This is a genomic window from Chryseobacterium sp. BGARF1 (assembly GCF_001677955.1).
Taxonomy (GTDB): Bacteria; Bacteroidota; Bacteroidia; order Flavobacteriales; family Weeksellaceae; genus Chryseobacterium.
Window position 1 is genome coordinate 1 of record NZ_LELA01000099.1, and the last position, 25775, is coordinate 25775.

At 35.1% G+C, this 25775-nt stretch carries 22 protein-coding genes and 1 pseudogene; 7 read left to right on the top strand and 16 right to left on the bottom strand.

The genetic code is table 11. From position 1 onward, the window contains the following. Positions 1-238 precede the first annotated feature (238 nt). From AB671_RS18440 to AB671_RS18500, 13 genes and pseudogenes are all read right to left on the bottom strand, one after another. Positions 239-1550: pseudogene (locus AB671_RS18440) on the bottom strand (IS3 family transposase). Between the two features lie 454 nt (positions 1551-2004). Then, positions 2005-2445, bottom strand: a complete 441-nt coding sequence (locus tag AB671_RS18450; RefSeq protein ID WP_147293599.1) for a hypothetical protein — start codon at positions 2443-2445, stop codon at positions 2005-2007. Between the two features lie 10 nt (positions 2446-2455). Continuing rightward, positions 2456-2926, bottom strand: coding sequence for a hypothetical protein (locus AB671_RS18455; RefSeq protein WP_157444254.1), 471 nt, complete (start codon positions 2924-2926; stop codon positions 2456-2458). A gap of 96 nt (positions 2927-3022) precedes the next feature. Beyond that, entirely contained in the window at positions 3023-3178 is a 156-nt protein-coding gene (locus AB671_RS22360) for a hypothetical protein (RefSeq protein ID WP_157444255.1), read from the bottom strand. A gap of 407 nt (positions 3179-3585) precedes the next feature. Further along, positions 3586-4560 (bottom strand): lysozyme inhibitor LprI family protein, encoded by a 975-nt coding sequence (locus AB671_RS18460; RefSeq protein ID WP_066680397.1) that lies wholly within the window; start codon positions 4558-4560, stop codon positions 3586-3588. 114 nt (positions 4561-4674) lie between these two features. After that, positions 4675-7284 carry an NB-ARC domain-containing protein gene (locus AB671_RS18465; RefSeq protein WP_066680398.1) on the bottom strand — a complete coding sequence of 870 codons (2610 nt, stop codon included), beginning with the start codon at positions 7282-7284 and terminating at the stop codon, positions 4675-4677. A 128-nt stretch (positions 7285-7412) separates the two neighbouring features. Next, complete coding sequence (locus AB671_RS18470) at positions 7413-7973, bottom strand: recombinase family protein (protein WP_066680400.1); 561 nt, start codon at positions 7971-7973, stop codon at positions 7413-7415. Between the two features lie 201 nt (positions 7974-8174). Then, the gene (locus AB671_RS18475) at positions 8175-9020 is read right to left on the bottom strand and encodes a toprim domain-containing protein (protein ID WP_066680423.1); all 846 of its coding nucleotides are present in this window, start codon (positions 9018-9020) and stop codon (positions 8175-8177) included. A gap of 408 nt (positions 9021-9428) precedes the next feature. Further along, entirely contained in the window at positions 9429-10499 is a 1071-nt protein-coding gene (locus AB671_RS18480; protein WP_228390982.1) for a hypothetical protein, read from the bottom strand. 94 nt (positions 10500-10593) lie between these two features. Beyond that, positions 10594-11310, bottom strand: a complete 717-nt coding sequence (locus tag AB671_RS18485) for a hypothetical protein (RefSeq protein ID WP_066680403.1) — start codon at positions 11308-11310, stop codon at positions 10594-10596. Positions 11311-11312: 2 nt separating this feature from the next. Next, a complete protein-coding gene (locus AB671_RS18490; protein ID WP_066680427.1) occupies positions 11313-11564 on the bottom strand; it encodes a DUF3853 family protein in 252 nt (83 codons plus the stop codon). Positions 11565-11691: 127 nt separating this feature from the next. Further along, positions 11692-12537, bottom strand: a complete 846-nt coding sequence (locus AB671_RS18495; protein WP_066680404.1) for an RteC domain-containing protein — start codon at positions 12535-12537, stop codon at positions 11692-11694. A gap of 42 nt (positions 12538-12579) precedes the next feature. Then, a complete protein-coding gene (locus AB671_RS18500; RefSeq protein ID WP_066680405.1) occupies positions 12580-14298 on the bottom strand; it encodes a helix-turn-helix domain-containing protein in 1719 nt (572 codons plus the stop codon). A 268-nt stretch (positions 14299-14566) separates the two neighbouring features. Between AB671_RS18500 and AB671_RS18505 the strand changes: the two genes are divergently transcribed. The 4 genes from AB671_RS18505 to AB671_RS18515 are packed head-to-tail and all read left to right on the top strand — an operon-like array spanning position 14567 to position 16838. Continuing rightward, positions 14567-14818, top strand: a complete 252-nt coding sequence (locus tag AB671_RS18505; RefSeq protein WP_066680407.1) for a hypothetical protein — start codon at positions 14567-14569, stop codon at positions 14816-14818. Positions 14819-14833: 15 nt separating this feature from the next. After that, on the top strand, positions 14834-15013 hold the full coding sequence (locus tag AB671_RS22365; protein ID WP_157444256.1) for a hypothetical protein: 180 nt from the start codon (positions 14834-14836) through the stop codon (positions 15011-15013). Positions 15014-15031: 18 nt separating this feature from the next. Further along, positions 15032-16534: a MauE/DoxX family redox-associated membrane protein gene (locus AB671_RS18510; protein ID WP_082987357.1), complete on the top strand. Its 1503-nt coding sequence runs from the start codon at positions 15032-15034 to the stop codon at positions 16532-16534. Between the two features lie 43 nt (positions 16535-16577). Continuing rightward, positions 16578-16838: a DUF6520 family protein gene (locus tag AB671_RS18515; protein WP_157444257.1), complete on the top strand. Its 261-nt coding sequence runs from the start codon at positions 16578-16580 to the stop codon at positions 16836-16838. Between the two features lie 17 nt (positions 16839-16855). Here the strand turns inward: AB671_RS18515 and AB671_RS18520 are convergent, their stop codons facing one another. From AB671_RS18520 to AB671_RS18530, 3 genes are read right to left on the bottom strand one after another with little or no spacing between them, the layout of a single operon-like run. Beyond that, complete coding sequence (locus tag AB671_RS18520; RefSeq protein ID WP_066680409.1) at positions 16856-19357, bottom strand: alpha/beta hydrolase family protein; 2502 nt, start codon at positions 19355-19357, stop codon at positions 16856-16858. Positions 19358-19379: 22 nt separating this feature from the next. After that, positions 19380-20762, bottom strand: coding sequence for a RagB/SusD family nutrient uptake outer membrane protein (locus tag AB671_RS18525; RefSeq protein WP_066680410.1), 1383 nt, complete (start codon positions 20760-20762; stop codon positions 19380-19382). Between the two features lie 18 nt (positions 20763-20780). Continuing rightward, entirely contained in the window at positions 20781-23789 is a 3009-nt protein-coding gene (locus tag AB671_RS18530) for a SusC/RagA family TonB-linked outer membrane protein (protein WP_066680414.1), read from the bottom strand. A gap of 662 nt (positions 23790-24451) precedes the next feature. Here AB671_RS18530 and AB671_RS18535 point away from each other — a divergent pair. From AB671_RS18535 to AB671_RS18545, 3 genes are all read left to right on the top strand, one after another. Next, a complete protein-coding gene (locus AB671_RS18535) occupies positions 24452-24736 on the top strand; it encodes a helix-turn-helix domain-containing protein (protein WP_066680416.1) in 285 nt (94 codons plus the stop codon). Between the two features lie 141 nt (positions 24737-24877). After that, on the top strand, positions 24878-25054 hold the full coding sequence (locus AB671_RS18540) for a DUF3606 domain-containing protein (RefSeq protein WP_066680418.1): 177 nt from the start codon (positions 24878-24880) through the stop codon (positions 25052-25054). Positions 25055-25191: 137 nt separating this feature from the next. After that, positions 25192-25692 carry a DUF3800 domain-containing protein gene (locus AB671_RS18545; RefSeq protein WP_066680421.1) on the top strand — a complete coding sequence of 167 codons (501 nt, stop codon included), beginning with the start codon at positions 25192-25194 and terminating at the stop codon, positions 25690-25692. Positions 25693-25775 lie beyond the last annotated feature (83 nt).

The following is a 25775-nucleotide window of genomic DNA, read 5'->3' on the forward strand; positions in this document are numbered from 1 at the left end:
AAATGCAAAAAGCCTCAAAAGAAAATATGAAGTAAACCGTTTGATTCTTATAGTTGACTAATGGAAAAATATCGTTTTTTGAGATTATATTCAGTTTCGTTACTGTTTTATTTTAGTATGATTTTCAATAAATCTTTTGTTCGTTTCATCAGAGATTAAAAACAAATCTCCAATTTCAGAAGGGTCTTTAGTGTGTAGACTCCCCATTTTCAGTACGATTCAAAAGTAGTAATTTCTGTTAATATGTTTTCTCTTTTATTTTCCTGCGTTCCCGGAGTATTTCGTCGCTTCTTCCGAAATACACATCAGCAGGCGTTAGATTTTGCAGAGACTCGTGATACCGTTCATTATTATAGCGGTTTACAAATTCCTCCAATGCTTTTTCCAATTCCTCAGGGCTGTAATAAAAATGAAGTTTTACCACATTTTTCATCGTTCTGTGGTAACGTTCTATCTTTCCCTGGGTCTGGGGATGAGCAGGTTTTCCATGAAGCTGATTGATTTGATGCTTTTTCTGCAGATACTCTTTCAATTCGGAAGCTACGTAGCAGGAACCATTATCAGATAAAAGTTTAGGGACCTGTCCTTTTTTAAGCCCTGCCTTTGTTACAGCTGAATCTACCGTTCTTTTCACATCATTCACCTTCATGTTTCTACAGAGCTCCCAATGAATAATATAATGGTTGTAATCATCTAGAACGGTACTTAAGTAGTACCAGCCCCAACCGATAATCTTGAAATAAGTGAAATCTGTCTGCCACATCTCATGTACAAAATTGGTCTTATCTTTAAATTCATCAGCAGCTGAGAGCAGGATATGAGAGGGAGCAGTGATCAGACCCCGCTTTTTCAAAATTCTGTACACGCTTGATTCTGAAAGAAAAATACCCTGCTCATCGGTGATTTTGTAAGCCAGTTCCCGGCTGGAAAGTCCGGGATGCTCCAATGCGATCTCTACCACAAGGTTTTTTTCTCCCTCGGGAATGCTGTTCCATTGTTTGCTGTTAAAAGAAGGGGAAGAAAAAAAGCCCTCATATCCTTTTTTCAGATACAGATTATACCACTTGTAAAAGGTGCTCTTATGGATGCCGAGCTCCCTTAAGGTCTTATTGACACCTATTTCGCTGCGGGTAACGAGTTCTATGATCTCTAATTTTTCACCGGCGGATAACCTCATATATTTTCTATATTTCTGGGTTAGTCCAGCATGTCCAAGCTTTTTTTACAATATCATACCGTAAAACGAGATCAGCAACCATTTCTTTTAGCTTCTTGTTTTCTTCACGTAGCTGGCTGACTTCATCAGAAGTAGCCTCACGAACTACATCCCCGGAAAGGCGTTTCTTACCGGCCTCAAGAAATTCTTTGTTCCATTTGTAGAAGGTTGATTCTTGAATGCCATGCTTACTTCAGAGCTGTGCTACAGAAGTTTCTGCACGAAGGGCTTCCATTACAATGAGAATCTTTTGCTCGGCTGTGAAGATTCTTCTGGTTTTTCTCCTGATCCCTTTAATGTAAGTTTCAGGAGTAGGTTTTTTCCTGGTGTTCATAATATCAAATTTAAAAATTAATCGCTTATGAAACACTCCTTAAGTTAAAGCCTAAATCAGTACACTTTTTGCTGACGATTTACAAATTCCTTTTGAATAACAAAATGTATTTTTCATTTTTTGCTGTTCAAACAATTCTTTTGCTAATTGTACGTAGCTTAACTGATACTGGAAATTTTATTTGCATATATACTTTGGATGTAACGCTGGATTATTTATTGGGCAAGTCCGAGAATATAACTCTGGATAAAAAAACCTCCAACGTTTGCAGGATATTGAACAACTGCCCGAAGAAAATAAAAAAAATATCTTCTACACCATTGACGGACTTATTAAAGCCGCTAAATTTAAAAATATTACAGCTTTATAAAACAACAACCCCACCGCAATTGCGGTGGGGTTTGTTATCTTCAAAAGAACGAGCGAGACGCTAGCACCAGCGGGGGGGGATTTTTTATTTAAACAATGTATTCTCTTTTACAAAATCTATATCGGTTGGTTCGGTAATAATATAAACCTCTCCTTCATCTTTAGACTTTTTTCCTTTATAGTAAATAATTTGTTTATCAGAATCTAACTTTACGCTATCACCAATTTGTCTTTCAATAAATATTGGTAAATAAATTTCAGCCTGGTTTCCATTTATTTGGTATGGATATATTCCATGTTCTAATTTTTTTGAAAATTCTTTAACAGTCGAGTTAGAGACATTCACACTCAATATACCAAAACCGTGATTATTAGATATTTTTATATCAGCAACCGTTCCTCCAAAAACAACTCCGTTTTTTAAAATTTTATTGTTTTCAGTATATTCTTTTGTTCCAGTTGTAGACAGATATATTACCATCCCTATGAAAACAATGAATAATATAACAAATCTTAAATATTTCATGTCTATTTTATTAATTAAATTCTGATGTGTGATGTATATATTTTGGATTAGGATTCGTTATTGCTGAAGCAACAGGACTTATAGAATTTAACGTCCTGTCAATCGAACTTCTTTTTGCAGTTGATTTAGCTGCATTGATTAAGTATGTCTGAGATACTGATCCTGTAGCTGATCCTGCATTTACCGACCCACCTATACCTGCACTTACTCCTACAGAGACTCCATGCCATCCTTTATCTTTCCAGTTTCCTGTTCCTGAAAAATAGCTTACGCTAGCACCAGCTCCTATGCCACCTTTCAGGTCAGCGGATGCACCAACTGATATGGTTTTACTTTCGAATGACCCTGGGTCTATTGCTCTTATTGAGTTATTATATGCAACAAAAAGGCTACCTCCCGCGCTAACAGAAGCTCCTCCTTGATCTCCCGCAGAATCTCCTACATGTCTGTCCTCCGGCATATACATAATTGTAAACTCCATATGTTGACTCGTAGCAGAAAAAATCTGCCACAATAACTAAAAATTTGTCAACAAAAAAAGACCATCAAATTGATAGTCTTTTTTACTCAACTTATTTTATGAACATACTTGGTTGTCCGGTATGCATACATAAGGTTTTCCTTTTATACAGCATTTTCTGTATCCTTCTTGAAAACAATCTTGAATGCATCTTTCAATTCCTCCCTGAATTTCTTTTAATCCAAATCTTGTAATTTTTCTTAATTTTTCCATAATGTTGATTATTAGCTTTTTACGTAATAGTGAATTTAAACAAATATTTTGAATAAAAACGAGAATTCAAAAATAAAAAATCTCCGGACTTCTCAGAGTAAAATAAAATTTGAAATAATGAAATAAGTACTGCTTTTTAAAACCTTACTTGACCTTTTCTTTGGTAATAGCTTAGTTTTGATTAGTTAAATTTTTACTTTGTATAAATTTTTATGTAGTTACCTTAATTTATTAAGAATCAGTACATTTTATCATTTTTTGATTTTTATAGGCCTATAAAACACACCAAACATTTAGCGTTTATTGATCAAAATGCAATATCCTATTTGATCGTTTTGTGAGACTTATCATATTTTGTTAAAGCTTAAAACTTTATCAGTTATAGTATCTCTACAATCTAAATTTATTTACGTTAAACTTGTTAAAATCTCTTCAAGTTCTAAGGTTCTGTCTCGCACCTTATTCATAAAATGAACAGATGATAAGATTTGACCTTCCCGTCCAACTCTTAGTCTCAGATCATTAAACGAATACATAAATAATTGGTCAAGTGCTATCTGATGCTGCCAATTATTTTGGGATTGAATAAGCTTTTCTTTCTGGTTGCTATCAATTTTTTGTAATAAGGAATTGTAAATATTTTCTAATTCTTTATTCCATAAGGCTAAATGTTTTGATATGCATTCATTCCACTCAATATTTGTGACCCATTCGCATTCATTAAATGATTTATCAATCCAATGTTCGCTATCATAACTTGAACCATGAAAAATTATTCCGCGATTTGCTATACGATTCTCTAGGCTATCTACAATTGCAGGTCCATTGTCAATTACCCATTGAGCATTTCTTTGATCGTATTCTACACCATGAGCGGCATGATTTAACGTTGATATCATGTCTTTTAAAACTGTGGTTTCTTGAATAGTGAGAATATTTTTATCTGCCAAAGCGTCAATCAGTCTTATAATAGAATATTTTTTTGTGTCAATACTATATTTAGTTGCAATTTCCCTTAATCTTTTTTCTATTTCAATACGTAAGCTAACGAGAGCTAATTCTTGGTTTTTCTCTGCTATTTCAACGAAATAATATTTTGATTTGTCTTTATTCTCTTCAATTGTTGTTGATACATCTTCTACAGATATTAATCCAACTTTCTTTGCTTCTTCTTCAATTTTTTCTAACTCTTGAAACTCCAGTTTTACACCTCCTGGTAACTCGACAGATTTGAAAAGCGGCTCAAGCCAAGGAATTATTGCCAGTGCGATGAGCGTAACTGTAATAATGTCAATGTTCACTTTAGGGAAAATGAGATGTGCAAAAGCTACAAATGCTGCAACAATTGAAATAATAAACTTTATTTTTTTTTTCGCAGTCATAAGGTTAAGTCGTTATGTTTCATGATCAATACTCTGTTCAGCAAAATTAAATCTTAAATACTATTTTTTGAAATTAGTTATTGTTATAATAATGATAAATTCTACAAAAGAAATTCATCTTAGATTATTCATAGCCAATATTTTAGTATATAATCTTTGACAATGTTGATTTTCTGGTTCTATTGATAAACCTTTTTCAACCATCGCTAAAGCTCTTTTTTCTTCACTATTATTAATAAGTAACCATGCTAATCGTGAGTAATCAGTAGCATCTCCTTCATTTATTCGTTTGATTACAACTTCAATGACTTTATCAAGTAAAAGCTGTCTATATTCAACTGTTTTAGCTTCTGGATTATTATGATAAAAATTATTTATCCTGTTAACTGCTGTACTAATAAATTCAAAAATTACATTTGGAATTAAAATCAATTGTGATAAAGCATGGCTTTCTCCATCCCAATCTTCAGTAGTTTTACATAAATCAGCAAATTTTAACCAGACCCGTGCTTTTTCTGTAGGAGGTAATGAATTTTTTAAGTATTCTCTCATATAATATTTAGCAGATTCGTAGTCCCGATATTCTTCGAATATATCTACAATATTGTTATAGGCTTTAGGGAATTTTGTAGCAATGTACTCTAATGTAGGTAACTCTCTCATAAATTCTTCTAAAGAATCTATCCTTTTCGCAACTTCTGAGAATTTTCTTTCAATTTTTGGCATTAAGCCAACGCTAATTGAACTATTATTAGATGCTCCAAACTCCATCAATAATTTTCTGTCATCATATATTTTGATTTTCTCAGGGTAGACTTCTAATTCACGTATCCCAAAAAGTCTTGCTGCTAATGGAATATTAATCAAAGCTTCATTATCTTCATTCACAAGCTCTATAAATGAACTTTTTATTAATTCATCAATAGCTCCTTCAACATCAATTTTTTCATTCGTTGGCCTCCACAGTACTGCCTCTACAGCAATTTGAGGTATTATTGAGTTCCAACTTGCAAGAGTTAAAAATACTCTTTTTGCTGCAGGAGAAAGATTATTGAAAGTTCTTTTAAATAACGTGTTTAATATTTTTTCCTGATCTGCAACTATTCTTTGTATTTTATTTAATTTTCTAGATTTAGCAACTTCTCCTAATAGTATTTTTATTATGTAAGGATGCCCATCTGATTCTGTGATAATTTCTTCAATATATTTAGGTGTCAATAAGGATTCGATTGAGAATTTTTTCGAAAATATATCTATTAATTCTTTACATTCTAGCTCATCCATACCCTGAATTTCAACAGGGTAATCAGCTTTAAAATTTCTACTAATTCTAGAAGTAATCAAAACTTTATTTGGATTTCTTATGTAAGTATTTATCCATTCAAAAACCTCTACAGGATTAGTGACAGTTTCAAAATTATCAAAAATATAAAGAGTATCACCTTCATTATTTTTGTTTAATTGAGTCGAGAAAAAAGTTTGCTTATCTTTAATATTTTCATTTGGACAAACTAATTTACAGTATTCCTCAGCAATATCCTTTTGATTCAATACTTTAGTTTGAACTTGTTTAGGTCCGTCAATTAATAAATCTATATCTCTAGCACTAAACCAAATTATTAGATTAAATCTATTAGCTTTTTCATCGGAGGCTATCTCTCTAATTACATTCAAGGCTAAGGATGTCTTACCAATCCCACCCCTTCCCAGTAATGTAACAATTGGAAACCTATCCGTTTCCTTTAAAACTTTAGATAGTTCATTTTCTAACTGTGGACGCTTTACATATTCGTCAACAGAGTCGGGTAAGTTTGTAAATGTATTACCAATAACATCTAATTCATTGTTACCTTCAGTGTGGCTACTTGGTAATAAAGTTGTTGGAGTTAAGTAATCACTCGCACTGATAATTAGTCTCTCATCAGTAATATAAGAAATACATTCATACTTTTCATTTTTTAAATTTCCATTTGATAAGAAAAAATCACTTAATTCAGGATTTGAAAGAAATAGGTTTATTTTTCTAGGTTTATCAACTAAACAATATATTCCATTTTCAAAATTATATGAGGTATCAGATTTAAGATAATCAAAGTCGTTTGTTTTTTCACCTAAAACGGAAATTCTATATTTTCCAGAATAGTTTCTATGCAAATATGCCCAAGGTCTGCTAAAAGCAGTGAAATTATTTACTATTAAAAATATAGATTCTTCTAGTAGTGGGCATGCTAAAGATGCAGATTCCACAGTAGTTGCTCCATGACCTTTAGTTTTATTTCGTAAAAATGAAAAATTATTAAACCAATTTCTTAAAGCAGACTTACTAGCTAATGGCTGAACTTCTAAATTAAACACTTTTAAAGCTTCCATAAGAAGTTTTTGGCTATCATATTGCCAATCACCATCTGTAGATCGTAGAGTTAATTCTTTAAATTCAAAGTCCCGAATCTCAGAAGTAAGTAATTGGGAGGATGGACCTGTCAGCACTTCCTCAATTGATTTGGAAAAGTCACCAATGGCATTTCCACGGACTAATGAGTATTCTTGTCTATATTTTGATCTATCATTATCTTCATTTATTGCTGATACTAAAAATAAGCTTATAACTTTCGTTACATATTCGCCAAATAATAGAAGGTCATAAAAGTATGCTATGTCAGAATCATTTTTTGATGATTGTAATCTACTTAGCATTTGCTCAAAAGGTTTAAATTTAATTATCATTATATTCTCATGGTTTTTATTATCATATTTGATTTTAAATAGTGTTAGAAAATTCTCTCTAATTTTTAATCTTTAAAATTATCTTTAAAAAATTAAATTTCTTTACGGTAAACCGTATTTAATCTTTTTTAGGATTTAATTATTTTATAAAATGTTGCCTTACTTCCGATATTAAAAGCTTTCATAATTTCTTCAATAGGTAGATTCTTACTTTCGTAAGAAGTTTTTACTAAAGGAGCTATTTTCTTGAACTTTTCGGTCATTCCTTTTGGTCTCCCACCATTTTTACCTCTTTCTCTTGCCGCCTTTAATCCTGCATTTGTCCTTTCTATCAAAACATTCCGTTCATGTTCGGCTAAAACACAAAATATTTGGAAAATTAATTTTCCGCTAACAGAACCAGTATCGATGTTCTCTGAAATAGATTTAAAATGTATTCCTCTCTCGTTCAACTCTGTAACAAACTGAATTAAACCAACTGTAGTCCTACCAATTCTGTCTAATCTCCAAACAGTTAAAGTATCTCCTTTTCTTATAAAATTTATTAGTTGATTTAGCTGTGGCTTTTCAGATTTTACCCCGCTAACTCTATCAACAAAAATTTTTTCAATTCCCAGATCCTTTAAAGCATCAGTTTGTAAATCGAGATTTTGCTCAAACTTGCTTACTCTTGCATATCCAATTAACATAAGTTCAATTTACTCATTAGCTTCAAATATAATGTAATTTGTTTTTGTGTACAACGAAAATGTACTGAAAAGGAAATAAAAAGAGTTGTAAAGTAGTTTTCAAAGAAAGTACATGAAACCGACCCTTATGCTTCTATAGAGAAGTTAAAAATACTATCATCTATTTTCGGCATGTTTGAACGCGCAAGTAATTTTTTATAATTATATATCTTTGTTACAGTACCATTCATTCAGATCTTTACAATCAGTGTATAATGAGGAGCAATCTTCAACATTCCTATATTTCGTTTGCATCATTTGTTTGACTGTCTTACCATTGTCGTCATTATCAAGAAAAAGAAAAATTTTATCATATCCCATTAATACATTTTCAACTTTGAAAAACATTACTGTAGAATTTAAAATGAGATAATCCGCAGTTTCATCGTTTATAATATTGATCGCTCTGTAAGTGAGATAATCAAAAAAGCCTTCGAACAGAATGATTTCGTTATAAGAATTCAAATCATTCTTGATCAATGTTACATCCTTAATTCCCAGACATAACTTAGAATAGATACTTCGGATTTCAAACCCTCCTGAATCGTTTTTAAAACCAATTCCAAAATAGTTTTTGTTGTTCATCTTATAATTTATCTCCGATACAAGATCCTTTTGTCCGTATACCTTCCGAGATTGTAAGTACTGAATTAAAGCAGGATGCCGAATGTTTGTCGCTTCTAATACCTCATAGTTTTTTTGTGTGATACTACCCTTCTTATCTTCAGAATTAAAAAGAGAAAAATCAAACCGAACAAGATATTTTAATGCTTCGGATACCGAGCATCTGTTGATGATTTGAACAATAGAAATTACATCATAGCTTTTTCCTGTTCCAAAATCAAAAGCAGTATTTTTCATAAAATCAACTGATAGGCTTGGAACATTTTCCTTTCTATCCAGTGCGAAATAAAAAGCAGTTCTTTTGTTTTCCTTTACTGGAAATATATTGAATGACTCTAACACCACTCTGATTCCTACCCTATTCTTAATGTACTGACAATTCATTTTTTTTTGTTTTTGAAGCAATTTTTAAAGACTTATTTTTCTTTTAATAAAAAATAAACTTTGTAATCTTTTATTGGACTTTTAATGATGACTGCAATTAACCTGTATTAGCTTATTAAACTTATTTTTTGAGTGAGCGGAAATCCGAAAAACAGATCAGCGCTATTCCGAAAAAGAGATCAGTACAATTCCGAGAATGCATTTGCAATGCATGAGAGCAATTCCGAAAACATCCTTTAAAAATTGATAAGTAATCCACAATTATGTATGTAGACTTTCATCAATGAGTGCAATTCCGAAAACTCAATATGAAACTCAATTACTTTAACATCCTTTTAACGTCAGCGAGTGGAATTCCGAAAGGCAAATGAGCGTAATTCCGAAAGACAGATGAGTTCAAATCCGAATTCAAATAATGGTTGGATAACCATTAGGTAATAATTTCCCCACTTTTGTATCTCGATAAAGCACAATGATATATTCCTGAATCTTCTGTAAAAAGGTTATTCCTTGAAAGTCCGTTGACCTATTTTTTTGCAATCTATTCATCTTTTTAAATTCTGAAAAAGCTTGTTCAATCATTACTCTTGTCTGGGGTATGTTTTTGTAATGATAAATAAAAAGTACCATTTCATTTTCCTTCAGCATATATCTTTTTCTGAAGTATCTTAATCTCCTTGTCAATTTAGATTGTTCAGAAACATCTACAACTAGATCAATTGTCTTTACCTCTTTTGTCTGATATGGTATTATGGAAATCAAATCCTTGTTATACTTATAATTGAAAGAAAGATTATTGAATTTGTTTAAATTGATTCTCGCAGGTTTTAAGAATTTAAAGCAGAAATCATTTGCTGTTTTATAGTTCAGTCCAAATTTTCTGTTCAAATTAGAAAGCTTAACACTTGTTCCTGTCACTGGTAATTTTGAAAGCCATATCGCAAAAATGATATGCTTATTATTACTGATATTATATACCAGATTATAGAGGACGTAGTTATACTCAGGAATGACCATTAATTTTTTAAGCCAGTAACTGCTGATCAAAAACCGAGTGTAACCTCTTTGATCATAAGAAGGAGTAGAAATTAATCCTCCGAATGTTTTGATCTCCTTTCCCTTTGCATTTACTGACTTATACCAAGCCATTTTAAACTTAGCCAAAAACTCATAAGCATCAATGACTTGTTTTGTTGAACCGCTGGGTGAGATTTTACTATTCCTTATTTTAATTGAGGCAAAAACATTATGATCAGTCTCAAATTCCTCATCGAATAAAGAAAGTTGATGAGGCCGATCCTCAGGTCGAAATTGTTCAGCACTAATTATAGAAACTATATTAAAAATGACACGCAAAGCATTGATGGGAATATCTGCTGCCGCCTGATCCTCAAAAATAAAATCATCAACGAAAGCGTTTCCCAATCTGATTCGCTCAGGGCTTCTATCACTTTTTTCTTCAAAAATTTTACGAATCATTTTAAAATTCATTTCTGTGTCAGCCATATTGAATAATGTAATTAATTAAAAATCTCGTTTAGAAATTAAATCTGAAGGAATTAATTGGAAAGTATTAAGACAACTTCGGACGTTTTATCGTTGGAACGGACTGTATTGAAAAATCATTTAATGCATTTTTATCCTTTAAGAATGGTAAAATACTTTTTAAAGAAGACTTCCAATTCGTGATGGGTCTTTTTGAATGATTAATCCATCCATCATCTACCCAACTTTTATATTTTTCCTTTATGAAAAGGTTCATTGTGCTCTCGTATAATTCCAGTGTTTGAGCATATTGCAAAAATTCATCAAAGCTTGGAATATCTAAATTCTTGAGCTGTCGTTGTGAGCTCGGGAAAGATAAATTTTCACCTATCTGCGGATCCTTTGACTTACTGGGAATGGCAACATTATCTTCAAGATCAACGAAGTCATCTTCTAATTGCATTCTATCCGAATCAACAAAACCTTCCATTCCCAATGGATTCACTGCCAATTCAATAGTAGGTTTTAAAGGATAATTTAACAGTATACGATAGTTGCACGGAAGACCATTTCTGGTCTGAAATTCAATCAAACCTAAAACCTGCAGTTTTTCTTTAGTTGATTTGACCGTTTTTCTAGTCAGTCGCAGTTCTCCACTTATCTTTACATCAGATAATTTAAAGTCATAACGTTCATTAGCAAATCCTTCTTTTAATAGATATAAGTAGAATGCAGTGACTGTAGATCCAACATTATTTTCATAGTTGAAATCCCAAAACCTCTGAATTAATTCAAGATAATACATATCTATTTTTTACCAAAAAGCTGCAGAGCCATTTCCTTGTCGATGATAATAATGTTGCCGTTTTGGATGATTGCATCATCAAGAATCCCAGATGATTTTACCTCTGAAGCTTTAGATACGGAGCATCCTAGAATCTTCGCCAACCCTTTTAGGCCGTATTCATATTTTTTTTCAGAGTTGACATTTTTGGAAACTTCTAAGAATTCCTCGACACTAAGTTGCCAGATAGGAGTAGCAGGATCAATTTTTCTCATTTCATAAAGTATTTTCAAGGGGTATAACCCTTGCATTTATATACATGCAAAACTGATAAAAGCATACGACAATCTTTCGGTAGTATTTCGTAACTACCGAAAGATTGTCGTATAAATAAGAAAAAATCTAATCTTCCTGACTGTCAATATAAAGTTCCATATTTTGATGAATCAGCTTTAAGAACTTGGTTCGGTCAATTTTACGCAATTTGATTTCATTAAGTGTTTTATGGTAATTCCCTAAGTTGATGTTTAAAGCTGTTTCCGCCCAACGGAAGATCTCAGAAGGATCTGCCATGCCCCCATTAAAACATTTGGTAAGATAAAGAGCATACAATAGTTCTGTCAAAGCCACTTTTGGAGCAGTCCATTCCAACTGGCTGCTTTGAAAAACTATTTTATCGACCACCTTTTCTCTATCTACTTTTGTTGAAAGATAGGAATCAAGCCGGTCATTTGCTATGATCTGGGAAACGGTGTGATCATGCGAAGTGGAAAAATCTTCATCATAACTGTAAAACTCAGGACTTAGCTTGAGTTTAAAATCAAACTTAAACCTTACAAAATATTTTTTGTCCAGATAACTTGCATTTCTACGGTAATAGCTGATAAATTCTTTCTGTTCCTGATAAAAATATAAAAGGTTCATTCTCTCCTTTTCGTAATACTCTTTCAAAACATTTTGATCAGCGTAGGGCTTTGAACTTTCGATTCGTAAAAGCTGAGAAAAAAAGATGTAGATTGAAACAAACTTAGGCTTTGTATTTTTAAAAAAGTAGATTTCTTCTGCCCAATCCTGAAATTGATGCTCCTGCACATACTTCTTCAACTTTCTAATAGCGACATCGGTTTGCATGAGGATCTCTTCAGCTTTTAGAATTTCATTAGTTTCACTTCGCTGAATAAGATCAATACTTTCGATCAGCGCTTTCCATAATTCTTCTACATTTTTACTTAAATTTTGTCCGTTCATTACGTTTAATATTTTTTGTCACGTAAAAATCGGCGTTATTAATTATTTTTCCTTGTCTTTGTTCTGCTCCTCAACCCTTTTCCGAACGAAATCTGTGGGCCTGATGCCATTCAATTCCAGAAAGTGATTCGAAAACACCTGCCTATTCTTCATCCCACACTCTTCAGCCAATGTATCCATGCTGTATTTTAAATAAGTACTATCATCTTCCATTAACTTCTCGGTAATATATTTGATCCGAAGAACCTTCAGGTATTGAGTAAAATTCGTATTTAAGTGAGTATTCAAAATATAAGAGAGCGCATTTCTTTTACAACCCACCATTTTAGCAGCTACCTCCAGCGTCAATTTTTTATCCCTGAACTTTGCTTTTTCCTCAAATATCTTTAAGTTTTTCTTTACTTTATCAATAAGTTCACGGCTGTAAATTTCTTTTGTAGGTATTTTGAGAGTACATGTATTTTCCGCGTCTATATCATCTTTTTTGCTCAATTTCTCGAGCAGTTGATTGTACTTTACCGTCAGTCTCTCTTCTTTATTCTTGAAACGAACAATAAAGTAATACACGATCCCGAAGGACAAAAGGATAATAACTACAATTAAAACCTCTCCAATTTTATTTTTTCTTAAGAGCCTGTGCCTGTCTTCATTTAAAGAACCTACATCATATTCCCTATGAATTCGGGATGACAGATAGGCAAAATCTGCCTTCATAACAGAATCAATGCTTATCAACCTGTTGGTGTAATAAAGTTGCTTCCTTTCGTCCCTTCTCTCCTTTGCATCACTGATCAAATACTGATAGTTTGCATTGATCTCAGGAGTAATAAACTTAAACTTGGAAAGAATAGAATCAACCTTATTAAAATAGATTAACGACATTTTTCGATTGCCGCTCTTCCAATAAAACTTCCCCAAATAAAATTCTACTTTCGCCAATGAAGCAAAATCCTCCTCGTGCTTGAGAATTCTTTCTGAAAACTTTAAATGCTTCCATGCTAATTCATCTTTACCATCACGCAACAGCTGAATACCTTTACCTTTCTGAAAATATGCCAGTTCTAAGGAAAAATCTTCAGGGTCTTTAATTCTTTTTAATCCCAGATCAACCAAGGAATCTTCCTTTTTAAATTCTCCCAGATACTTATAGCAAGAACTCAGGCAATAAATACTGTTTAGGTAGCCAGACTCGTTATTCAGCCTGATGTTCAAATGATCTTTTGCCGAAATATTTTCTTCATAATAATTCGCTGTATCCGAAAAATGGCAGGCAGCTTCCTCATAATACCCTAAGTACAACCTAACAATCCCCAAATGATAAACTATTTTGTTGCGCATGTATAGGTCTTTGGTATGCTTGGCGTGATTGAAGGCAATCAAATATTGTTGTAGTGCCCTTCGGTAATCTCTTTTATTGTAATAATAAACGATCCCTCTTTTGAGATAGGCCCAAGACATCAAATCTTCATTTTTTGATCTCATCGAAAGGGCAACAGCGCTGTCAGCATAACTTAATTTTTTGTCAACAGAACGGCTGTAATATACTGCTTCATCATAAGCAGAAATCAATTTTGATAGTTTCCTTTCTTTTTTGGCTTTAGAAATATAAAGATTCACAAAAACAAGCCCTCTTTCATCATTTTCCGAATAACTATTGAAAAGTTTCGAAAGCTGGGTATAAGAGTACTGCGTTACTTGAGCTTTAATGCCATTAGATAAAGAAACTGCAAGAAGTAGAAGTATGGTATAAGTTTTTTGCATGGGTTTCTGGTGCACACAAATTTAGAAAATTTGCATGCTTAACTGCTACAATATCCTTTCTTCAGGCGTAAGAAATATAACACCAACACAACATACTGATAAACAAATATTTACAATTTAAAAAGCAAGTCATATTATATCTTTTATGACGTATAGTTGTATCCAGAAGCACCATAATTCCTTTTTTTCACGACGTCATCGTCCTAATTTCGAAACAAGAATTCTAATTAAACCGGCCGGATAACTTTTAAAAAATCATTCAGAAATTATGAAAAAGTATATCAAAATACTAGGTTTATTCATTGTAGTAATTATGCAGTCTTGTGAAAATTCAAGTACTGATTTGGTTTCGGAAGTTCAATCTGATGTAATACTCAATTTGAACGAAGTTGATGCAAAAACATATAGCAGAGAAGGTATAGAAAATAGCGGCATTGCAGATTTCGATACAGGCGACGATGACGAACCAAAGAGGGACAAATCCCACTGGAGAATTGCAAAGGACACCATCACAAAATGATAAAACCGGAAATACATGTCAGGTAAGCAGCAGAGTGAAAAATCAATTGTGCTTGAATCAGGGTCTGCCTGCACTATCAGCGGTGAATGGGAAGTTCAAGGCAATATTACAACTATCAGCTATGTATCTAAAGGCCACTTGATGCCACTCTATTGTGGAAAAAAAGTCAAATGGATCTTATTGAAGTCAGGATAATAACAAAAACTAACCACCATGGAAACTTTTAAAACAAGATTTGTAGAAATTGTAAGCTATTTTTTCATTTTGCTGTTTTGCTATGCGACCATTAGCAAGATCATGGATTTCGAAAACTTTAACCTGCAATTAAGCCAGTCTCCCCTTTTAGGAGTATTTGCCGAATTGATGGTTTATGCTGTCCTTACTCTGGAATTATTGATTTGTGTTTTACTGATCTTCGAACGAACACGAACCTTAGGGCTTTATTTTTCATTCACAATTATGGTTCTGTTCACAGCGTACATCTACATTATTTTACATTACAGTGAGTTTGTTCCCTGTTCATGTGGAGGAATCCTGGAGAAAATGGACTGGAACACACACTTGATATTTAATATTGTCGCAGTAGTGCTTGCAGGATCAGCTTTGCTGATACAAAACAAAATAAAGAACAGCAATATACTGAGAATCTCCGGGTTGTTAGTCTTGATCTCAGTTATAAGTATCTTGTCATTAGTTGCTCTGCATCAAAGGTCAGAATATATCCTGCATAGGGAAAACAACTTTACGAGAAGGTTCTTAAAACATCCTTTGGATTTTGATAAGCGTTTCGACCTAAAATACAATTCATACTATTTTGCGGGAGCAACAAAAGACTCTGTATATCTGGGAAACACCACAACCCCGTTCAGGTTATTTTCGATTGACTACAATTTGACAGCAATAAATGAACAGAGGATCACCCCTGATCATTATGATTTTACTTTTAAAAGCCCCAAAATAAATGTGCAGTATCCACGGTATTATCTTTATGACGGAACCGTTCCTGTTATTTATGCAGGTGAAAAAGAAAAATCAAATGTTCAAACCATTAGCTACAAGCAAACTTACTTTACCCAATTGAGAAACTTAAGCCCTGACTCATTTGCAGCGGTAAGATATTCTGGAGAAAAAGCAATACAAACATTAGGTATAGTATTGCCGCTTCAAGAAAAATCCGTCATCGAAAAGCCCAATTTGTTGGAAAAAGTAAATGACGGAGTATTCGATACAGATGGCAAACTGCTTTTCGACGACACCAGCAAAAAAGTAGTCTATGTATACACTTATAAAAACAAGTTTATTGTATTGGATCAACATCTTGAGAACAGCAAAAGCTATAAGACCATAGATGACATTACCATTCCGGACATACAGGTTGTACAATTGAAAACTGGTGAAAAGAAAATGAAGAACCCACCCTTAATTGTAAACAGATCAGCTACCGTTCATTGTGGAGTCCTATTTATTGAATCGCCACGTTTAGGCAAAAATGAAAATAAATTACAGAAAGGCAAATCAATAACTATCGATATGTATGCTATTGGAGAGCAGAAGTATTTAGGAAGTTTTTACCTCCCCACAATAGAAGAATCAAAATTCAATGAATTTTGGATCAGTGGCAATCATCTTTATACACTAATTGGAAATGAATTATTCAGATATCGTTTATCGCAAAACATTACTCAACATTTCATTCAGGAGAAGCCGAAAACCTGATCAAAGAGTAGGCACCAATACAAATTTTTACATCATGAAAAAAATGAGAAAAATCGCATTACCATTAGCAATATTTGCTCTTGGAATAGGAAGTGCGTACGCTACAACAGCGTCAGGAAAAACAGAAAGTAATATCGAAGCGGGTTTCCGTTTTGACCCAATGGCACCACCTGCCGAGCAGTGTCAGGAGACCCTAAACCAATGCACAATAGTTTCGTCAGACCAAGTATGTACTTATTTTGACGGTTCTGCAGAACAGAACCTTTATCAAGATGGTTGCGTTCAGGTGCTTTACAAAATCTAATTTATTTAAGAAGGGTGCTAAAAAGCACCCTTTAATTCTTTAGATATCCATTTAGAATCGTTCCTTTCCATTAAAAAATATTCAAACCATTCAATCATCCTCAGTGATAAATCCTTTTTTAAATTATATTTCGTAAGGCCGTGCAGCTCATCTTTATAAAATAATGCCACAGCGGTTTTACGGTATTTCCTAAGAGCAAGGAACATCGATCTCGTTTGTTCATGATTCACATTGTTATCGGCAGTTCCGGCCCATAAAAACATAGGAGATTTTATCTGATGAACATAGTAGAGAGGATTGTTTCGATAATACTTTTCTTTATCGCTGACAAAATCACCCAATTTAAACTGTCCGTCCTCATACCTCCAGTAATCGGCAGTATATGTTCCATAATTAAAGGCAAATGAAGTATTGATGATATCAACAATCGATGTCCCTGAAATATAAGCTGCGAAACGATCCGACTGCGTTGCAATAAAGTTTGTTTCATATCCCCCGAAGGAGTGCCCAATCAATCCAACTTTTTTACTATCTGCCTGAGGAATATTTAGTAACTCATCCAAAGCTTTGTTGACACATTGCAAAGCAGATATCCCCGGGCCGTCTTTACCCGCAACAATATCAGGAAGCATCACCATAAAGCCAGATTCCAAAAACAACCTTTCGTTGAATCCTGTTCCGTTATTAAATGACGGAGCCAGATATCTATTACTCTTCCCGTTCTGAACTTCGTATATAAATACTGCTACAGGATATTTCTTGTCTTCCTTAAATTCAGGAGGTAAATAAACCAATGCAGTCAAATCATCACCGTTTGGACCTTTGTAGAAAAGACGTTTCATTTTGATCCTGCCTGTTGTTTCAGGCTGTGCTGAGGTATACACATTTGACAACTTCCCCGTAAAGTATCTTTCCATCACCACTGGGCTTCGGTTGTAATTTTGAGCCTTCCAAACAAATGCTCCTGTAACGTTATTAAATGTCAAATCAGTAATCAGATCATCCACATCACTAATGATGGCTAAACTCTTACCATTTTTCCAGCTATAATAAGAATAGTGGTAATCCTTTTTTTTAACCTTTAACAGCAGTTTACTGCCTAAGTTGATTGTCGGACTTGATTTATCATAATACTTTGTGGGTATCCTATTTTCAGAATTTAGGATTTCCACGTCACCGTCAAAGCGTACAATTTCATAAACACTTTGCGTTTTGAAATTATGAGAGAGAAGTTGTCTTCCTGAAGTCCATACAGCATCATTATCTGAGTAAAAGTAAGGCTTCGCATTTTTATCATAATTTAAAAACTGCTTACTCTTTCGGATGACATTATATAAGACCCATCTTCCGTTTTTTAGATAGGTTATCCAATTTCCTTGAGGGCTCAAGTAAATATGCTCAGCAACTGAATCAATATAGAAATGTTCATTTGAATTGGAGTCATATACAAATATTTCAGCAAAACTTGTTGCTGCTGCTTTTTTGTCATATGGATCAACTTTTAAAGTATCTATTGCGCTCTTTAGAAACAAGCCTGAACAGCCAAAAGCAAACCCCTCATTATACTTTTCGTCCATCTTCACAACTTTGTTTTCTGTAGGAAACCAAAGGACAAATTGCTGCTCAGGAACATTCCTAAAATGTTCAGTGAGATTATAGTCACTGCTATACCATAGATCAATATCGCTTTTTGGCTTATCCCTGGCTTTATCCAATGATAAATAAACAGCTTTTTCGTTCGACGAGGCCATCGGCTTAACCTTATCAAAATATAAGATGCCATCAAATGAAAGCTCCCTCACAATTTTATCCTTACCCACGTACAGTGTTTTCAGACCTTCCTTTTCCTTCACTACGACAATCCAGCCATTGTCTTTCATATCTGATTCATGAAAAAGGTTAATGGCTGATTTCCCTGACCATACTTTTTCAATATTCTTACTAACAGAATCAAAAACCATCAGACTATTTCCATCTGATTCAACAACAAATGCCAGTTTCTTTTCAAAGACTTTTATCCATATCACATTGGAAAACCCCTGAATCAGATTCAATTTCCTGTCATATATTTCCAAAGCATTGTCCTTTCCATTATTATAATGCACAATTAAAGTCTTTCCTGCATCAAAATATTCAAATGCCTTCACATCCTGAAACTCCTTAATTTTTCCCGTTTCGAGGTTTCTGTATTCTAATCTGCTTCCAATCCGAACCACGATATCATTGTCATCGACAAGCTGCCACTGGCTGGGGTCTTCAATAGCAACCAAAGAATTATGATTCCTGCCATCAGCAATTTTCAGTATTGGAGGCTTTCTTTCATATACCGACTGCCAAACTTTCCACCTGCCGTTCGCAGATACCTTCAACGAATAGATATCTTCCTTATTTTCCACAAGCTTTTCCAGTTCAGTAAGTCTTTCCTGTCCTGAAACCTGTCCGTAAATCAATACAAACAAAAGGAAAGCAAGATAAAAAGAGCTTTTCCTTATCACATCATTTCCACTACTACTGTCCATTTTATTAATTTCTTTCTTATGATTAATAACCTGTATTCTGTGGATTAAGATTCTGATTCAACAACAGTTCCTTCTGAGGCAGGGGCCATTGAGAATGAAAAGATTTCCAATTGCTTTTAACAGGAGCCAACTGGCTCAACTGATCCCATCTCTTCAAGTCAAAGAAACGTATTCCATGCTCGCTGAAGAACTCCTTCCTTTTCTCCAGGCTCAACTCCTGCATGGCAACCGAAACACTAAGCGTTGCCGGCAACGCAGTCAGCCCTGCCCTCTGCCTTGTTCTGTTGATATAAGGAATCGCATCCGCAACTTTATTCTGCTGGATCAAAGCTTCGGCATAAAGAAGATATACCTCTTCCAGCCTGTAAACAATGGAATTCTCCGTCGTATTGGTTCCTGCAAGATTCCTGTACTTGACAGCACGGTAATTCGTCTGCCCCTGGGCGTTCACCGTTGCAATATATTGCTGCTTTCTCAGATCATTCGCAGAAAACACATTCACAAGGTTCACATTCAGCATATAGGTCGTCGGAATACCTGAAAAATTATACAGAGCCGCTTCCTTCGTTGCATCCCCGCTGTTCCTTGGCTTAAGCTGCCATATGATATGCGTCCCACTTTTCAAAAACACTTTGGTGAAATCATTCTGAAAAACATAACTGGACGATGACATAACCGTCTGCAGCAAAACTTCAGCCTCCTGCCATTTTTTTAAGAGAAGCTTCAGTTTGGCAAGAGTAACATAACCGACATATTTACTTGGATAAATCCGTTCCGCATTCCTGTAAGCGGCAGGAAGCAGGTTGACCGCCTCTGACAGATCAGTTTCAAGACGATTCAAAAGCTCAGTTTCCGAAAGCTTCGAAAGGGTGCTGTTCACCTTATAATCCGTTGTATCAGGATAAGGAATCTGCCCGTACATCTGAAAAAGATGAAAAAACAGCAGTGAACGCACATAAAGTGCCTCCCCTGTTATTCTATCCCTTGCAGCCTGAGACAAGGATTTTGAATTCCTAACCCCTTCGATAATACTGTTCGCTGCATAAACCTGCTGGTAAGCATTTGTCCATACCGCCGAAACAGTCAGGCTAGTAGGAATCTGCGAATTATAATAAAGCTCAACAGGACCGCTGCCTCCCGGAGCCGCCACGGTTGATATTTCATCGGTATACAAACCCAGCAAAAGCCCCATCCCATCAGAGCCACCGGACACCAGAGAGTTGTTCCACAAACTGCCGTACAATCCTGCCAAAGCAGCTTCAGCGGTCTGTTCATCCTCAAAAACCAGTTCCGTAGGAATCTGATGAACAGGAAAATCTGTCTCGATCCATTTCTCACATGAAACAGCAGTTAATACCAAACAGACCGTAAGTGAAGCAAAAGTATTTTTTATAGTTATTTTCATTGTATTAAGAATTAAATATTAGAAAGTCAGCTGCAATCCCATAGAATAAGTTTTCAACGGCGGCAGATAACCAACCACCGTAAACTCAGGATCAACCCCGAAATAATTGGTAATGGTCAAAAGGTTCTGCCCCTGCAGATAGATACTTGCATCCTTGATCCCGAACTTCTGCACAGGTATCGAATAATTAAGCTGCACGTTTTTCAGACGGATAAAAGAAGCATCCCCAACTGCAGCCGTTGAATTCTGAAAGAAAGAATGCAGTGAATTTTTCTGTGCATTCGCTCCCGAAGTGTACTGCATATACGTCCCTGTAGGATTCGTAGGAGACCACGCATCCAAAACCTCAACAGGCTGATTGTTCATAGAACCTGGAACAAGCATGCTCCGGTTATAATTCCAGCTTCTCTGCTTCACAAACTGGAAAAGGAAAGAAGCAGACCATTGCTTATACCTGAAATTCCCTGACCATCCACCAAAAAGCTCCACTCCCATTTTCTCGATCACCTTAGTGTCGTCAGGAGAAGTGATCTTCCCGTCCCCATTGAAATCCGTAAAGCTGTAAAGACCTGTTTCAGGGTCTACCCCCTCAAACTGATAGACCTTGACAAGCGTCATCGGATAGCCGATCATATACTGGTTGGCATAAGTTGAACCTTCCAGGTTCGGAAACTCCAGCAGCTTATTTCGCGGAACCGTCAGGTTAAAAGAAGAATCAAACCTAAAATCCCCCGACTTCAAAACCTGTCCCGACAATTCAAATTCCCAGCCCGTGTTCTGAACCTTTGCAGGAAGGTTCGACTGAATCGTGGCAAAACCCGTTGTCGCAGGAAGAGGAATACCGACCAGCTGATTCGAAGAGCTGTTGTTATAATACGCAGCCGAAAGGTTCAGTCTGTTCCTTAAGAATCCAAGTTCCATCGCAACCTCCTTCTTCACTGTCCTTTCCCAAGTAAAATCACGGTTGTAAAGCCTCGAAGGCAACAAGCCAGTGATACCATTGTAAATATTGGGTGACACGCCATAGGTATTCAAATACTGGTAATCACCAATCTTGTCATTACCTGTAGTCCCGATGCTCCCACGCAGCTTACCAAAACTTAGCCATGAATTCTCCTTCAAAAATGATTCTTCCGAAAACAGCCATGCAGCCCCTATCGCCCCAAAATTACCAAACCTGTTCTCAGGGCTGAACCTGCTGGATCCGTCGAGACGTCCAGTAAAGTTCAGTATATACCTCTTCTTAAACTGATAATTAAATCGGGCAAAGGCCGCAGTATAGAAATACTGGTTGCGGATCTGGTCAGAGACCGTCTTCGTCTTGGCTGCCCCGATATTCCGGATCAAAGCATTGCTTTCAAACCCGATCCCCACAATAGAACCCTGCCTTGTTTCAGACTGCTGCAAGGTCGTTCCGACAAGCACATCAAACCGATGATCCCCAAAAGAAAAGTCCGCTGTAACCTGAGGCTCCAGCAAATAGGAAAAAACCGTCTGGTTGTTCCTTGAAGCATTGGAGTTCGCACTCGTTAAGGCCGATGCAGGATTATACATCGTATGAGGCTTCAGGCTCATTTCCTCAAAATCCTGATATGTCACCCCGCCGTTCAACTTAAGCGACAGGAAAGGAAACAACTTATATGAAATATTGGTCCCGTTATTGATGAACGTCGTTGAATTCAGATACTCGCTTTTAAAAGATGCAATAGGGTTGTTGAACGTATTCTTTTCCCAGTTCAGGTTCCCGAACTCATCATACAATGCAGGAGCATTGGGGCTCAACTGCAAAGCCCTCCTGGTAAGGTCATCATTCTGCACATTATTTTCCTGAAAAGAGAACGTATTGTTCATATTCACCTCAAGCCTTTTATCAGGAGACCTGAATGTAAAATTACCCGTCAAATTATTCGTCCTGTACTTAAAATCAGCAGGAAAAACAGTCGCCTGTTCCTGATGACCATAGCTGATCAAGAACGAAGTATTCTCAGAACCACCATTTAACGACAACTGAAGCGAAGAAGCATCCGCAGTATTTCCGATCAGAACCTTCTGCCAATCCGTAAACCTATTCTGATCCCATGTCGTCATATCATACGCAGCCGCCGGATACGTTGAAATACCATCATTCACAAAAGCCTGTTTACGCATCCCCAAATATTCATCAGTCCCCATCATCTCCATGCTATTGGCAACCCTGCTTAGCGAGTAAGAAGTATTCAGCTTCAGTTCTGTCCTTCCCTTCTTTCCTTTCTTAGTAGTAACGATCACAACACCGTTAGCACCACGGGAACCATATATTGCCGTAGCATCAGCATCCTTAAGAATCTCAAAACTCTCAATATCATTAGGATTGATAGCATTCAAAGGACTTATGGAAGCAGACGGCAAAATAGTAACAGCATACAACGAAGGCGTTTCCGCATTCATCGGTACACCATCAATAATATAAAGCGGTTCATTCCCCTCACGACGAATACTGTTCTTTCCCCGGATCTGAATATCAAATCCACCTCCCGCAACACCTGAAGTCTGCGTAATCGAAACCCCAGCCATCCTCCCTTGCGCAGCCGCAAGGACATTCGTCACAGGCTGATTCTCAATATCCTTAGCAGACACCCGAGCAATACTTCCCGTCCTCTCCTTATCCCGAACCTTATAATACCCTGCATTAAGAACGACCTCCTCTATTGCTTTCTCGTTTCCATTCCCATTCTCTTCACCCAATGATACATCAACAGCTACTCTATCTCCTAAAGAAACTTTTCGGTCAGCATAATCAGGATGCTTAAAGACAATGACAGGATTCTCACCTGACACCTGAACCCTATAAATACCAGAACTATTGGTAGTAGCAACCGTATCACTACCCTCCTGAAATATGCTTACCCCTGAAATCGGTTTATTATTAATATTATCTGTAACAGTGCCCGTGACTACACGCATCTGCCCAATTGCTACGCCGGAGGCGAGCAATGTGAAGCCAAAAGCCAATTGAATATGACTCAGGCTGCAAAAGTTTTTTTTCATACTTTTGAAAAGATTTAATTCGTTAAATTTTAGGCTCTCTTCTGCACTGCGTAAATTCCACAATACTCATAGTGCTAAGAGGGCTTTCTTTTTTCTATGGCTAGTTCTTCTATTTTATACTTTCTGTTTCTTAAAAATCAATATTTTTTCTAGCATATACATAATGTATTTCGATAATGCTCGGGAGGAAGCCTCAGTAAGGACATAGCAAGACCTCCTGCCCCAGCACATCTTAAAACTTAATATGAATGAAATTTGTGTCCCGTGTAAGCTTTAAAGCCGCAATGAGTTGTACACCCCATTGTATCGTGCAGTCTGATATTATATTTTTAGAAAGCGCTTAGGGTGTAGAGAAGATATCGGGCAGCATTGGAAATAAAAAAAACGGCATGGAACTCTACTTAACGCATCAGAGGTACTGGCATACCCTTTACCACGAATAAGAGAGCCCACGCCGAATGCGTGAGCCTTCTACTTATCCTCTCGTGGTAATAAAAAACGCCAGTTTTCTGATACGAGATTCTAAGCGAATAGCTTCTATAATTTTTTGAAGTATCGCAAAGTTACATTCCAGTAACTTATTTTACAAATATAATAAAAAAAAACAAAAGACACTTATAAGTATCCTAAAATTCAATTCTAAACCAAGAATTTTACAAGTAATGAAAGATTTGACTTTTACTTATGTAAAGAAAGCTCTTGGTTATAGGATTTTTGAGTTAAGACAAAAAATTATAAATCCCGATACTGGAAAGCCTATATCTCAAGAAGAATTAGGATTAAGAACTGGTCTGGTAAAAAAAACAATTGGTGAATTGGAACGCGGAAATACCAATCCCGAATTTGAAACATTATTAGTAATTCTCAGAGAGCTGAATGTGACCTTACAAGAATTCTTTAATTTTGATATTGAGGAATATGCAAAGCTTGCAGAAATAAAAAAATAATTATTAGTAAAATAATAGAAATAGAATTTTAAAAAATTAATCCTAACAAAATTTGGGATTTTTTTGTATTTACGGAAAACCGTATTTATCTGATACAAAAGCGGCTTACCTTTACTTTTATTAACCAATAAATTATTTATTATGAGCGATGATCTAAGTAAAAGAAGACCGCAAGATGCAACCAAAGTAAATGTGAATGAAAGCTGGGAACTAGACTACTGGTCTAAAGAACTTGGCGTTACGAAAGAACGTTTAAAAGAAGCTGTAAAGGCTGTCGGAACTTCTGTTGCCGCAGTGAGGAGGCATCTTGGAAAATAATGTATGTTTTTCAAAATGAAAACTTATAACTTTGAAATAAATCCCGACGAGAGTTGGGATTTTTTACTTTATTAATATTAGTTTAAGCACTTACTAATTTGTATATTTGAGAATATGCTCAACTAATAACACATTACATGAATCTATATTTTGATGAATCAGGAAACTCTGGCGAAAACTTACTTGATAAAGAACAACCCGTTTTCGTATTATTATCTCATAACCTAAGTCAAGAGCAATCGTTAGAATTACTAAATAATTTTGATACAAACTCTGATGAAATCCATTTTAAAAAAATTAGAAGGTATTATAAGAATCATCAAAAACTCATTGATGTCCTAAATAGTGATTTAATAGATTATTCAAGTGTAAAAATTGCTTATTATTATAAAAAATTTGCTATTTGTGCACATTTAGTAGATCAGGTTGTTGAAACTTATTATTTTAAGAATGGAATGTCATTTTATGAAGAATCTTTAAACATAAAGTATGCAAATGCATTATATATGTACTGTGAATCTTTCGAATTACAATATGAATTCAATAAACTTCTTGAACTTTTCCAAAAGATGTTTCGGGATAAGACTATAGATTCAATAGATGAATTTTATGAGTTGGCAGAAATAATAAAAGTGTAAATCGTCAGCAAAAAGTGGACATTTGATATTAGAAATTTAAGGAGTGTTTTCATAAAAAGAGTAATTTTAATTATGGCAACACC